At 32.6% G+C, this 14,585-nt stretch carries 13 protein-coding genes; 5 read left to right on the top strand and 8 right to left on the bottom strand.

Features of this window, described 5'->3' with window-relative positions; all coding sequences use genetic code 11:
* Nucleotides 1-132: 132 nt before the first annotated feature.
* From E4J94_RS01595 to E4J94_RS01605, 3 genes are all read left to right on the top strand, one after another.
* Nucleotides 133-927 (top strand): thymidylate synthase, encoded by a 795-nt coding sequence (locus E4J94_RS01595; protein ID WP_135834147.1) that lies wholly within the window; start codon nt 133-135, stop codon nt 925-927.
* An 88-nt stretch (nt 928-1,015) separates the two neighbouring features.
* Nucleotides 1,016-3,550 carry a M1 family metallopeptidase gene (locus E4J94_RS01600; RefSeq protein WP_135834148.1) on the top strand — a complete coding sequence of 845 codons (2,535 nt, stop codon included), beginning with the start codon at nt 1,016-1,018 and terminating at the stop codon, nt 3,548-3,550.
* A 67-nt stretch (nt 3,551-3,617) separates the two neighbouring features.
* Entirely contained in the window at nt 3,618-4,112 is a 495-nt protein-coding gene (locus E4J94_RS01605; protein WP_135834149.1) for a dihydrofolate reductase, read from the top strand.
* On the opposite strand, the gene E4J94_RS17960 is transcribed toward E4J94_RS01605, so the two are convergent.
* The 8 genes from E4J94_RS17960 to E4J94_RS01645 form a co-directional block, all read right to left on the bottom strand.
* Nucleotides 4,099-4,524, bottom strand: a complete 426-nt coding sequence (locus tag E4J94_RS17960) for a DUF2752 domain-containing protein (protein ID WP_135834150.1) — start codon at nt 4,522-4,524, stop codon at nt 4,099-4,101. The two genes, E4J94_RS01605 and E4J94_RS17960, sit on opposite strands and share 14 nt — an antisense overlap.
* Nucleotides 4,514-4,834, bottom strand: coding sequence for a CD225/dispanin family protein (locus E4J94_RS01615; RefSeq protein WP_135834151.1), 321 nt, complete (start codon nt 4,832-4,834; stop codon nt 4,514-4,516). The genes E4J94_RS17960 and E4J94_RS01615 overlap by 11 nt, the downstream gene beginning before the upstream one ends.
* Before the next feature lie 97 nt (nt 4,835-4,931).
* Nucleotides 4,932-6,266: an MFS transporter gene (locus tag E4J94_RS01620; protein WP_135834152.1), complete on the bottom strand. Its 1,335-nt coding sequence runs from the start codon at nt 6,264-6,266 to the stop codon at nt 4,932-4,934.
* An 18-nt stretch (nt 6,267-6,284) separates the two neighbouring features.
* Entirely contained in the window at nt 6,285-6,917 is a 633-nt protein-coding gene (locus E4J94_RS01625) for a bifunctional nuclease family protein (protein ID WP_135834153.1), read from the bottom strand.
* A gap of 107 nt (nt 6,918-7,024) precedes the next feature.
* Nucleotides 7,025-7,981 (bottom strand): electron transfer flavoprotein subunit alpha/FixB family protein, encoded by a 957-nt coding sequence (locus E4J94_RS01630; protein ID WP_135834154.1) that lies wholly within the window; start codon nt 7,979-7,981, stop codon nt 7,025-7,027.
* Between the two features lie 27 nt (nt 7,982-8,008).
* On the bottom strand, nt 8,009-8,755 hold the full coding sequence (locus E4J94_RS01635; RefSeq protein WP_135834155.1) for an electron transfer flavoprotein subunit beta/FixA family protein: 747 nt from the start codon (nt 8,753-8,755) through the stop codon (nt 8,009-8,011).
* A gap of 68 nt (nt 8,756-8,823) precedes the next feature.
* Entirely contained in the window at nt 8,824-9,657 is an 834-nt protein-coding gene (gene tatC / locus E4J94_RS01640) for a twin-arginine translocase subunit TatC (protein WP_135834156.1), read from the bottom strand.
* Between the two features lie 4 nt (nt 9,658-9,661).
* A complete protein-coding gene (locus E4J94_RS01645; RefSeq protein WP_135834157.1) occupies nt 9,662-10,627 on the bottom strand; it encodes a KpsF/GutQ family sugar-phosphate isomerase in 966 nt (321 codons plus the stop codon).
* Between the two features lie 153 nt (nt 10,628-10,780).
* Here E4J94_RS01645 and recQ point away from each other — a divergent pair, with 153 nt between their 5' ends.
* Nucleotides 10,781-12,982, top strand: a complete 2,202-nt coding sequence (gene recQ, locus E4J94_RS01650; RefSeq protein ID WP_135834158.1) for a DNA helicase RecQ — start codon at nt 10,781-10,783, stop codon at nt 12,980-12,982.
* Between the two features lie 56 nt (nt 12,983-13,038).
* The gene (gene gpmI / locus E4J94_RS01655) at nt 13,039-14,580 is read left to right on the top strand and encodes a 2,3-bisphosphoglycerate-independent phosphoglycerate mutase (RefSeq protein ID WP_135834159.1); all 1,542 of its coding nucleotides are present in this window, start codon (nt 13,039-13,041) and stop codon (nt 14,578-14,580) included.
* Nucleotides 14,581-14,585 lie beyond the last annotated feature (5 nt).

The raw sequence follows: 14,585 nt of genomic DNA on the forward strand, positions 1-14,585 counted from the left end.
TGTGCAATTTTTCGTCCAAAATCTGATTTGCTATACGAAGCAAAAAACATAAAAAGCACTAAAATTGTAAGAATTAAACTAATTTTCATTCTAAAAAAAATCACTAAATTTGAAAGGTTAAATATACTCAAAATGCAACAATATCACGATTTATGTAAAAAGGTTTTAGCAGAAGGCGCTTTTAAAGAAGACAGAACGGGAACAGGAACTAAAAGTATTTTTGGTTACCAAATGCGTTTCGATTTGTCGGAAGGTTTCCCTTTGGTGACGACTAAGAAATTACATTTAAAATCGATTATCTACGAATTGTTGTGGTTTTTGAAAGGTGATACTAATATCAAATATTTAACAGATAATGGTGTAAGAATATGGAACGAATGGGCTGATGAAAATGGTGATTTAGGACCTGTTTATGGGCATCAATGGCGTTCATGGGGAAAACCAAATGGAGAAGTTGTTGACCAAATTAAAGTTGCAATTGACCAAATAAAAAATAATCCTGATTCACGTAGAATTATAGTCTCTGCTTGGAATGTTGGAGAATTAGATCAAATGGCTTTAGCTCCATGTCATGCATTTTTTCAGTTTTATGTAAATAATGGAAAATTATCGTTGCAATTGTACCAACGTAGTGCAGATATTTTCTTAGGCGTTCCATTCAACATTGCGTCATATGCATTATTACAAATGATGGTTGCGCAAGTTTGCAATTTAGAAGTTGGAGATTTTGTACATACGTTTGGAGATGCTCATATTTACAAAAATCATTTCGAACAAGTTGAACTACAATTAACGCGTGAACCTTTTCCATTACCAATAATGAAAATCAATCCGAATGTAAAAGACGTTTTTGATTTTACATACGAAGATTTTGAATTAGAAAATTATCAAGCTCATCCTCATATTAAAGGAATTGTAGCAGTTTAATCATAAAATATACTTAAAGTCTCCAAATTGGAGGCTTTTTTTGTAACTTTTCGAGAAAATTATTAACCAATAGAAATAAAATTTTACGATGAAAAAACGCATTCTTTGGCTTTCATCAGCCTTTATTATATCAAGTCTTACTTATGCACAAGTAATGACACCACCACCGAGCTACAACGAAAACCAAACGAACAAATTAGATATTTATCGTGCAGAAGCAGAACGTATCAATAATCTTGTTCATACCAAATTGGACCTTAAATTTGATTATGCAAAAGAGCACGTTTTAGGTGAAGCTTGGGTAACATTGAAACCACATTTCTATGCTACAAACAAAGTTACATTAGACGCTAAAGCAATGTTGATTAGCGAAGTTGCTTTGGTAAATGGTGCTACAAAAAAGAAATTAAATTATAAATATGATGATTTACAATTAGTCATCGATTTAGATAAAGAATACAAAAAAGATCAAGAATATACACTTTACATCAAGTATACAGCGCGTCCGAACGAAGTAAAACAAGAAGGAAGTTTAGCGATAAACGATGCAAAAGGTGTTTATTTTATCAATGCAAAAGGTGAACGACCAAATTATCCAACTCAAATTTGGACACAAGGCGAAACTGAATCTTCTTCTTGTTGGTTCCCGACAATTGATAAAACAAATCAAAAAACATCGCAAGAAATCACGTTAACATATCCTGATAAATATGTTTCATTATCAAATGGAACAATGAAATCTTCGAAGAAAAATTCGGACGGAACAAAAACTGATTATTGGAAATTCGATAAAAAACATGCACCATATTTATTCTTTTTCGGGATTGGAGATTATGCAGTCATCAATGACAAATGGAAAAATATCAATGTTGATTATTACGTAGAGCCAGAATATAAAGATGTTGCGAAGCAAATTTTTGGTAATACGCCAGAAATGATTCAGTTTTTTTCTGATAAATTAAACTATCCTTATCCTTGGGACAAATATGCTCAAATGACGGCTCGCGAATATGTTTCTGGAGCAATGGAAAACACAACAGCTTCTTTATTCCATGATGGTGTTCAGCAAAAAGCTGGTCAATTAGTCGATGAAAATACGGCTGAATATGTGATTGCCCACGAATTATTTCACCACTGGTTTGGAGATTTAGTAACGGCAGAAAGTTGGGGAAATTTAACAGTGAATGAATCTTTTGCTAATTATTCTGAATATTTATGGTTTGAATATAAATACGGAAAAGAGAAAGCGGACGAACATCGTTACAACGAAATGTTTGGCTATAAACAAGGTGATGGACCAACGAAAAATTTGGTTCGAGTTCATTACAATTCTCGCGAAGACATGTTTGATGGTGTTTCATACAACAAAGGTGGAATCATCTTACATATGTTGAGAAATTTCTTAGGAGATGATGCGTTCTTCAAAGGTTTGAACAAATATTTGAAAGATAACGAATACGGAAAAGCTGAATCTGCACAATTACGCTTGGCTTTGGAAGAAGTTTCTGGTCGTGATTTAAACTGGTTTTTCAACCAATGGTATTACGAAAATGGTCATCCAAAATTAACTGTTGTTTCAGATTATTCTTCAGCGAAGAAAAAAGTAAAAGTTGTTGTTCGTCAAGATGCTTCAAAATTATTTGAATTCCCTTTTGCAATTGATATTGTAGAAAATGGAAAAACAACACGTCAACAAGTTTGGGTTCCAAAACAAGCCGAAACTGTTTTCGAATTTGCTTCAAACCAAAAACCTGATGTCGTTATTCCAAATGCGGATCAAGTTTTATTAGCAGATATCGACGATAAAAAACCTGTTGAAGATTTTATTGCGCAATACAAAGCTGGAAAAGGAAATTATACGACGCGTTTATTAGCGATTGAGGCAATGGCAAATGCACAAGCAACTAATCCAAAAGCGGCTGATGCGTTAATTAATGCGTTAGATGATTCATTTGATGGATTAAGAATTTATGCGATTCATAAATTGGATACAAAATCAAAAACGATTGTAGATAAAGCTTCATCAAAATTAAAACAATTAGCTTCTAACGATCCTAAAACATTGGTTCAAGCAGCTGCTTTAAGTGCTTTGAATGATGCCAATATTTATGATGCAACAATTTTCGAGAAAGCTTCAAAAAGTCCATCGTTTAGTGTTCAAGGAGCTTCATTAACTGGAATCTTAAAAAATAATCCTTCAAAAATTAATGACTTAACAACTAATCTTGATAATGAAGTGATTAAAGGTTCGCCAGATTTAGCAATGGCATTAGTTCCGACTTGGATTAAAAATAACCAATTGGATAAAGCAGCTTTAATTTCGGAATCTGCGGCGATGTATGAATTCGTAAAATTCCAAGATCCAGAAAAAGGAAAAATTGCTGAACAAGCTTTCAATTGGATTATGAACAATGATACACCAGATGCAACAGCTGAAATTGCTAAAACATATTCGCGCTATTATCCATACTTGAAAGAGCAAAACCCGCAGGCAAGCCAAGCTATAAAAATGATGGCTGAAAAAGCATTGCAAGTGAAAACGAATGCTACAAAAACAATTAAATCTGCAACTATTGCAAAACAAGTGGAGCAATTACAAGATGCAATAAATAAAATGAAATAATTCACTAAAATTATTATATTTGTTAAGCTATCCTTGCAAGAGGATAGCTTTTTTTACCTTATAACTTATGATAAACATTGTAGTAGCAAAAGCAAGCAACAACGTAATTGGTGCAAAAAACGATTTGATTTGGCATTTACCAAATGATTTGAAACATTTCAAAAGTTTAACTTCTGGACATCCTATTATTATGGGACGAAAAACATTTGAATCATTGGGTAGACCTTTACCAAATCGTACCAATATTGTTGTAACAAGAGATCAGAATTGGAATGCAGAAGGTATCGAAATTGCTTCTTCTTTATCAAAAGCAATAGTAGCTGCGAAAAAAATTGATGATGATATTTACATTATCGGTGGTGGAAATATTTATAAACAAGCGATGGAATTTACAGATGTTTTGTACATCACAGAAGTTCATCACGAATTTGATGGAGACACTTATTTTCCAGAAATTGACTCGGACGAATGGGAAGAAGTAGAACGAGAAGATTTCAAAAAAGATGAAAAACATCCGTATGCTTACTCATTTGTGACGTATAAAAAAATTACGGAGGAGTAATTAAGGTAAAAGGATAAATATTAATATTTCGAATAACTCCATAAACAATTACTAGAAAAAATAATGTCCAGACGAATTTATTGTTATAAAATAATTTGATTCTAATTTTTTTTTCGAATATAAAATTATACAACCAAATTAGTGTTATGTAAATAATAAACGGAAACATAATTGTAAGTAAAGCATTAAATCTTAACGCTTCTAAAATATCAAAATGTAATAAATGATGTATTGCTCGCTGAGAACCACATCCAGGACAATTAATACCGAAAATAAAATTCGATGGACAGCGTAAAAAAACTGTCCCTTTATCAGAAGGATTATTAAAAAAAAAGTAATAAATAAATGCTCCACTTAATAGTAAGATGGAGCATATTTTTATTATTATTCTATTTCTTTTTTTAATATCCATTACTATTTGCTGCAGCTCCAGCTAAAATCATTGCAAAAAATACAAAATAAATAATAAAACCAACTATCCAAAGAATTACAGCAGATATTGCACTCCATATTGCAAATTTTTTTGCATCAACTGCTGCTTGTCTAGCAGCATCATATTGTCCTTGTGCCCATAATGAATTTACATTTGTAGCTTTTATTATAGAAACAATTCCTAATGGTAAGCAGCATAAAACTGTAGATAAAATTGCCCAAACTAAATTATTATCAGGTGGAGTTCCATTCTCTAATTCTTTTAGATTTTGGTCAGGTTGTTCATTCATAAATTTATTTCTTTAACATTTTATTTAGATTTTATAAAGATATATAAAAAAAGCAAGAACCAAAATTCTTGCTTTTTAATTTTATATTTTTTACACCTTAATGTTTTACATCTTTCACTTCGTCTGGATTGTGTTTGTATTTGAACACAATTGCAAACAATATAGTAACGACTAATGCATAACCTGCAAAGATGAACCAAGAATGTCTCCACCCTTCTAATTGTAATGTCAAATCAGTTTGACTATACACTAAATGATTCACGATATATTGCGCAATTAACATTCCGATTGTTGCTCCAAAACCATTTGTCATCATCATAAAAACTCCTTGTGCAGAAGAACGGATTTCTTCGTTTGTTTCTTTATCAACATACAATGAACCTGATACATTGAAAAAATCGAAAGCAATTCCGTAAACAATCATTGATAAGATAAACATCCAAACGCCAGATCCTGGATCTCCTAATCCAAATAATCCGAAACGTAAAACCCAACCTACCATTGCCATCAACATTACGATTTTGATTCCGAATCGTTTTAACACGAAAGGAATTAATAAAATACACAATGTTTCAGAAACTTGAGATAAAGAAATTAAAGCATTTGCATTACTTGCTCCCCACGTATTGGCATAATCTGGAATATCCTTAAACGTTGTGATAAATGGATTTGCATAACCATTTGTGATTTGTAAAGAAACACCTAAAAGCATAGAAAAGATAAAGAAAATTGCCATTTTTCTATCTTTAAATAATGCAAAAGCTTTTAAACCAAATGCATCAGAAATAGATTGTTTTTCAGAACTTTTGTTGACAGGACAATTAGGTAGTAAGAAACTGTATAAAAACAATATAACTCCTAAAAATCCAGATACAAAGAACTGATAATAATTGGATTGAAAACTTACGAATGTTGGATCATTTGAAAAATTAAATCCAAAAACACCGTCTTTAAATCCAGAGAAATTAACAAATAACATCGCTACAATAAAACCAACTGTTCCAAACGTTCTGATTGGAGGAAAAGCTTTGATTGTGTCTAAGTTATTTTGTTTTAAAATTGTGTAGGCTGTTGAGTTAGAAAGGGCTATTGTTGGCATAAAAAACGCCACACTAACCGAATAAAGTGCGAAGATTGTTGTAAAATCTACATTGTTTCCAGCTGTCATTCCATAATAACCTGCTGCAAACATAAAAAGTGCAGCTAATAAATGATTCAATCCCAACAAACGTTGTACAGGAATCCATCTATCCGCTACAATACCCATTATCGCGGGCATAAAAATCGACACAATACCTTGCATCGCGTAAAAAAGACCAATTTTTGGACCTAATCCAACTGATCCTAAGTAATTTCCCATAGAGGTTAGGTATGCTCCCCATACCGCAAACTCAAGGAAACTCATGATTGTAAGTCTAAGCTTTACAGACATAATTATTTGAAATAGTTATTAGTTTCCCATGTTTTCGATTTGATCACGAAGGCGTGCTGCTAATTCGTAATCTTCATTCTTCACAGCTTTTTCCATCTCGGATTCAAGTTCAGATTTTGTCCAACCATCATATTCATTGACATCTGACAAATCACTTTCTAAACCAGCTAAGATATCCAAATCATCTTCAAAGTCATTTGCTGCTCGACGTATATTTTCTTCTTCTTCAATAACGTCTAAATGAATTCCAGCTTTTTCTACAACATTATCATAGGCATAAATAGGTGCATTGAAACGAACAGCTAATGCAATTGCATCAGAAGTTCTCGAATCAATCTCGGCACGTTGTCCATCATCATTCACAAAAACAATATTCGAATAAAAAACACCATCTTCTAATTTATAAATATAAATAGAATCAACATTTAGATGAAATTCTTTTCCTAACGAGATAAACAAATCGTGAGTTAATGGACGAGGTGGATTAATATCTTTTTCTAAAGCTAGTGCGATTGATTGTGCCTCAAAGCTCCCAATAATAATTGGTAACTTTCTTCCTCCTACATTTTCCTCTAAAATCAAAGCATATGCTCCCGTTTGAGTTTGACTGTAAGATATTCCTTTAATATTTAATCTAATTAAATTGTCCATTTGGGCGTAAATCTATGAAAAACTGATGAATATTTAATCTTTTTTTAATGAATAAAAAAAATCCGAATCATCTAAGTGATTCGGATTAAATTTATAAGCTTAAAATGTTAAGCTTGACCTTTATATTTTTTTAACTCTTCAGTTAACTTAGGAACAATCTCAAAAGCATCACCTACAATTCCATAATCTGCTGCTTTAAAGAAAGGCGCTTCTGGATCATTGTTGATTACAACAATTGTTTTAGATCCATTAACTCCAGCTAAGTGCTGAATAGCTCCTGAAATACCAACTGCGATGTATAAATTTGGCGCAATTGCTTTTCCTGTTTGCCCAACGTGCTCAGCATGAGGTCTCCAACCAATGTCAGCAACTGGTTTAGATGATGCTGTAGCAGCTCCTAAAACTTTTGCTAAATCTTCGATCATTCCCCAGTTTTCTGGACCTTTCATTCCACGACCTGCAGAAACTACAATATCAGCTTCTTTTAAATCGATTTTATCAGAAGAAGCCATTTCTGTTGAAACAACTTTTACTTTTGCATCTGCATCAGAAACTGATACTGAAGCTGATTCTTCTGAACCAGAAACTGCGTTTTCTTTTGCTCCGAATGCGTTTTGTAAAACTGTAACTACAACTTTTCCTGAAACTGCAACAGTTTCCACTCCTTTCCCAGAAAATGCTTTACGTGCAACTGTAAATGGAGAAACTGCAGTTGGTGCTTTTTCTACATTTGTTACTAAAGAAGCTCCTGTTTTGAATGCTAAAACTGGTGCTATCGTAGCTCCTTCGTTTGTCGATGGTAAAACCACAACATTTCCTTGAGCAACTTCAGCCAAAGTTTTTGCGTAAGAATTTGCATCAAATTTTGCTAAAGCTGCATTATCAACTTTAACTACTTTAGATGCTCCATATTTATATAATTCGTCAGCAGCAGCATTTCCAAAAACGATTGCTGTAACAGTTTCTCCAGCAACATCAGCTGTAGCTTTCGCGTAAGAAACTGCTTCTAATCCTGCTTTTTTATATTTTCCATCATGTGATTCTGCGTATACAAAAATTGCCATTTTTTAATTTCTTTTTAGGTGAATAAATTAGATTACTTTAGCTTCTTCGTGTAATAATCTTACCAATTCTGCTACGTTGTCTTTGTCGATTAATGTTACGTTACCTCTTTCAGCAGGTTTTACATAACCAACAACTTCAACTTTAGTTTCAGTTGCTTCTGCCGCAACAACATTAATTTGTTTTGTACGTGCTTGCATAATTCCACGCATATTAGGAATTCTTAATGCAGCTTCATCAACCAATCCTTTTTGTCCTGCGATAACAGCTGGCAAAGCAACTTCTACAGTTTCTTTTCCTCCATCAATTTCTCGAACAGCTTTTGCAGAAGAACCTTCTATATCTAGACCGATACATCCATTTACAAAACCATAATCTAACATTGCTGCAACTAATCCTGGAACTGAACCTCCATTATAATCAATTGATTCTTTTCCTGTCAATACTAAATCAAAACCACCATCTTTAGCAGCTTTTGCGATTTGTGTTGCAACAAAGAAATCATCACGTGCATCAGCATCAATACGAATTCCATCATTCGCACCAACAGCTAAAGCTTTACGCATTACTGGATCTACAGTTGCATCACCAACAGTTAAAATTGTAACAGTAGCTCCTTGTTTTTCTTGTAATTCTACTGCTTTGTTTAAACTAAACTCATCATGTGGGTTAATAACGAACTGAACGCCATTTTTATCAAATGATTTCCCGTCAGCTGTGAAGTTGATTTTTGCTGTAGTATCTGGTACACTACTAATACAAACTAATATCTTCATAATTTTGTGTTTACTTTTTCTTTTATGTAAAAATAACTAATTTATTTTATTATGCAAGCATAACATTGTTAATTCTTTACTAAGTCTTTGCTTTTCGATTTCAATTGTTTTTGGTAAACTGAATTTGAAACTAATACACTTAGTTCATACAATAACCATAATGGAATTGTTACTAACACCATACTATATACATCGTTTGGAGTAATTGCTGCAGCAATTACTAACACAACTATAAATGCATGTTTACGATATTCTTTTAAAAATTTTGGTGTAAGAATACCAATACTTGTTAAGAAGTAAACAAAAACTGGCATCAAAAACATAACTCCCATTGATAATAATAACTGAACAAACAAATCTATATAACTAGGCAATGTCCAAGTATTTCCCACTCCAAATGGATCATATGTAAACAAAAATTGCGTACATAATGGTAACAACATATAATAACTAAATAAGACTCCTAAAACAAAGAAAAATGTAACCGCAAAAATTGTAAATGCAGCATACTTTCTTTCAGATTCTTTTAAAGCTGGCTTTACAAATCTCCATAATTCATAGATAATATAAGGAATCGCTAGAATTATTCCACAAACAATTACTGCAAAAAACTGAGATGTAATTTGTCCTGAAGGATTTAAATTGGTCAGATCTTTTGATATATCAAACGATTCTGTATATATTTTTCCAAATCCAGTAAATTCTCCAAATTGATTAAAAATATCAAAAGTTGGAAATGTAGATTTTAAAGGTGCCATTATCACATACTCTACTAATTCATCCCAATAAATTGCAACAGCAATAGAAGTTATGATTAATACTAAAATAGAGCGAACTAAATGTCCTCTTAATTCACCAACGTGAGCTAAAAAAGACATATTTGATGTTGAACTTTTTGCCATACGCTTATTCTATTCCTTCATTAAGAATTGAGTGAATATCTAGAATTCCATAGTAATGATTTTCTTCATCGACTACAACTAATTGTCCAATACTATTGTGACGTAAAATAGCCAAAGCTTCTCTAGCTTTCTCAGTTTTATGAATTGTTTTAGGACTCATTGATGCAATATCTTTTGCCATTAAATGACTAAAAGTTTCATTATTTAATAGCATTCTACGTAAATCTCCATCTGTTATCACACCTACAATTTTATCATCATCTAAAATAACTGTAATTCCATGGCGACCTGACGTTAATGAATTAATCACTTCTGTAATTGAAGAATTTGGATGTACAAAAGGTTTTCTTTCTGGATCAACAATATTTTCTACTGTCCATAGAAGTCTCTTCCCTAAAGCTCCTCCAGGATGAAATTTAGCAAAATCATTTTGCGTAAACTCTCTCATTTTCATTAAAGCAATTGCTAAAGCGTCTCCCATAACTAATTGAGCAGTTGTAGAAGTTGTAGGCGCTAAATTAACAGGACAAGCTTCTCTATCAATATTAACATCTAAAACTATATCAGAATTTTTAGCTAACTCTGATTTCAAGTTTGATGTCAATCCAATCAAAACAGAAGCATATTGTTTAAGAATTGGAGCCAAGTAAGTAATCTCTGGCGTATTTCCACTTTTCGAAATACAAATTACTACATCTTCTGGTCTTACAAGTCCTAAATCGCCATGAATGGCTTCTGTAGCATGCAAAAATTGACTGGGAGTTCCTGTAGAATTTAAGGTTGCAACAATTTTATTTGCAATATGTGCACTTTTTCCTACTCCAACAACAACCAATTTTCCTTTCGTGTTATATATCGCATTTACCGCATCAACAAAAGACTCGCTAATACGAGAAGCTATTGCTTCAAGCGCTTGAATTTCTTCTCGAAAAACACCTTGCGCTATTTGTATTAATTCTGAATTTCCCACAATAAAATTTCTATTGTCTATTTTTAATTTTTTTCGTACTTTTACTCCCCTTTTTTATTATCACTCAATTATATAAAAAATTTTGTGTATATTTAGAGGTATCAAATATAGGAACTATTTAATTTATAATATTAATTTTAGTCTTTTGTGTAGATGGAAGCCACTTCGAAAAACTTAACATCTTACCTAAAAAAATATTTTGGTTTCGACCAATTTAAAGGACAGCAGCACGAAATCATTACAAGCTTATTGAATAAAGAAGATGTATTTGTTTTGATGCCAACTGGCGGAGGTAAGTCTTTATGTTATCAACTACCGGCATTAATGTCAGATGGAGTCGCGATTATTGTTTCACCTTTAATCGCCTTAATGAAGAATCAAGTAGACGCTATACGTGGAATTTCTGAAAATGATGGAATTGCTCACGTATTAAACTCTTCTTTAAACAAGTCAGAAACAAAAACAGTTATGACGGATATTAAAGAAGGTGTTACTAAAATGTTATATGTTGCACCCGAATCTTTGACAAAAGAAGAATACATCGATTTCTTTAAATCGGTTAAAATTTCTTTTTTTGCAATTGATGAAGCGCATTGTATTTCAGAATGGGGACACGATTTTCGACCAGAATATCGTAATCTAAAATCAATTATCAATAAAATTGGAGATGCACCAATTATTGCTTTAACCGCAACTGCAACACCTAAAGTACAAGAAGATATTCAGAAAACTTTGGGAATGCAAAGTGCTAAAGTTTTTAAAGATTCTTTCAATCGTACGAATTTATTTTACGAAATCCGTCCAAAGGTTGATCAAGACAAACAAATCATCAAATTTATAAAACAAAATGATGGTAAATCTGGTGTTATTTATTGTTTGAGCCGTAAAAAAGTTGAAGAAATCACACAGCTTTTACAAGTAAACGGAATCAATGCCATTCCTTATCACGCAGGCTTAGATGCCAAAACACGTAGCAAACATCAAGATATGTTTCTGATGGAAGATGCAAGTGTTGTTGTTGCTACAATTGCTTTCGGAATGGGAATCGATAAGCCTGATGTACGTTTTGTGATGCATTACGATATGCCAAAATCTTTAGAAAGTTATTACCAAGAAACCGGACGTGCAGGTCGCGATGGTGGCGAAGGTGTTTGTATTGCTTTCTATGATTATAAAGATATCGAAAAATTAGAAAAATTCTTAGCAAGTAAGCCTGTTGCAGAACGGGAAGTAGGAATGCAATTACTTTCTGAAGTTGTTGCTTATGCTGAAACTTCAATGTCTCGTCGTAAATTCTTGTTACATTATTTTGGAGAAGAATTTGACGATAAAAATGGTGAAGGCGCAAATATGGATGACAATATGCGCAATCCTAAAAAAATGATTGAGGCAAAAGATGATGCAGTAATTGCTTTAAATGTTGTTCAGAAAACAAATCAAAAATTAAAATTAAATGATGTTGTAAATGTTTTAGTTGGTAAAGAAACTTCTATTACAAAATCATATAATTTGAGCTCTGAAGATTTCTTTGGAATAGGAAAAGCGAAAGAAGATTATTATTGGAAATCTATTTTGCGTCAATTAATTGTCCGTAATTTATTAGAAAAAGAAATCGAATCCTATGGTGTTTTAAAAATCACCAAAGAAGGAAAAGATTTCATTAGTAAACCAACTTCTTTTGAAATTGCCGAAGATATTGATTTCAAAAAATTATTATCAGAAGGTAGCTTTGATAAAGAAGAAACGTCTTCTGCTCCAGTTGCTTTTGATGATGTTTTATTGAAACAATTGAAAGATTTACGTAAAAAAATCTCTAAAAAACATCAAATTCCTCCATTTGCAGTTTTTCAAGATTCAAGTTTGGATGATATGACAATGCAATATCCCACAACAGTTAAAGAGTTAACAAATGTTTTTGGTGTTGGAGAAGGAAAAGCACAAAAATTTGGGAAAGAATTTGTTGATTTTATAGCTCAGTATGTAAAAGATAACGATATTATTCGTCCTGAAGACATGGTTATTAAACAAGTTGCTGATAAATCAAGCCACAAAGTTTATATCATTCAATCAACAGATAGAAAAATGAATTTAGAAGATGTTGCTGAAGCCAAAAACATGACGATGAGCGACTTACTTTCTGAAATGGAAAGTATTGTTTATCAAGGAACAAAATTAAATATCAATTATTATATTGATGAAGTTTTAGACGAAGACCAACAAGAAGAAATTTATGATTTCTTAATGGATGCTGATTCTGATTCAATGTCATCATTATTAGAAGAATTTGGCGACGACTACGATGAAGAAGAGTTAAGATTAATGCGAATCAAATTCATTAGTGAAGTAGCAAATTAAACCTCATAAAAAAGCCCAAAGAATGCTTATCTTTGGGCTAAATTATTACAAAACAAATGAACAATAAAGCAATATTAATGATTTTAGACGGTTGGGGAATTGGACCAAACCCTGCTGTATCTGCAATCGCTCAGGCTAATACTCCTTTTATAGACAGTTGTTTCGAAAAATTTCCACATTCTACTTTAGATACTTTTGGATTAGCTGTAGGCTTACCAGAAGGACAAATGGGAAATTCGGAAGTTGGACATATGAATTTAGGTGCTGGACGTGTAGTTTTTCAAAACCTAGTTCGTATCAATATGGCTGTCGAAAACGGAACATTACAAAACGAACCAATCTTAAAAGAAGCTTTTCAATATGCTTTAGACAATAATAAAAAAGTACACTTTATCGGTTTAGTTTCTGATGGAGGTGTACATTCCCATATCAATCATTTGAAAGGCTTGTTGGATGCAGCAAATCAATCAGGTTTACAACAAAATGTTTTTGTTCATGCTTTTACAGATGGTCGCGATACTGATCCAAAATCTGGTGAAGGATTTATTACAGAATTGATGAATCACATGACAAAATCAACAGGAGAAATTGCGTCGATTATTGGTCGCTATTATGCAATGGATCGTGATAAACGTTGGGAACGTGTGAAATTAGCGTACGATGCAATGGTGAATGCTGTTGGCGAAACAACAACAAATCCATTAGAAGCAATTCGTGCATCTTATAATGAAGGCGTAACTGATGAATTCATCAAACCTATTATCGTAACGGATGAAAATGGTCAACCAAAAGCTAAAATCGAGAATGATGATGTCGTGATTTGTTTCAACTTTAGAACTGATCGTGGACGTGAAATCACAGAAGTTTTAACGCAACATGATTTTCCAGAATTCGGAATGCATAAATTGAATCTAAAATATATCACACTTACAGAATATGATGCTACATATACTGGAGTTGCAGTAATTTTTGATGAGAAAAACATTGTCAATACATTGGGAGAGGTTATTGCGAATACTAACCGAAAGCAAATCCGTATTGCTGAAACTGAAAAATATCCGCACGTAACATTTTTCTTCAATGGTGGTCGTGAAGAGCCTTTCATTGGTGAATCTCGCATTTTATGTGCTTCGCCAAGAGATGTGGCTACTTACGATTTGAAACCAGAAATGGCGGCTTACGATATTACAAATGCAATTGTTCCCGAAATTGAAAAAGAATCGGCTGATTTTATTTGTTTAAATTTCGCAAACACGGATATGGTTGGTCATACAGGTGTAATGTCTGCGGCAATAAAAGCTGCTGAAGTGGTAGATTCTTGTGCAGAAAAAATTGTAAATGCAGCTTTAGAACACGGATACAATGTTGTTATTTTAGCAGATCACGGAAATTCTGATTTTATGATGAACGAAGATGGATCTCCAAATACACAACACACGACCAATCCAGTTCCATTTATTTTAGCTCAAAAAAACATTGAATGGAATGTTGAACATGGTAAACTTGGAGATATAGCTCCAACAATTCTAACATTAATGGGAATTAAAATTCCTACTGAAATGACTGGAAATATAATTATAAATAGAACAACAGACTAACTTTA

Origin of the sequence: Empedobacter tilapiae (assembly GCF_004785645.1) — a bacterium.
GTDB classification, from domain to species: Bacteria; Bacteroidota; Bacteroidia; order Flavobacteriales; family Weeksellaceae; genus Empedobacter; species Empedobacter tilapiae.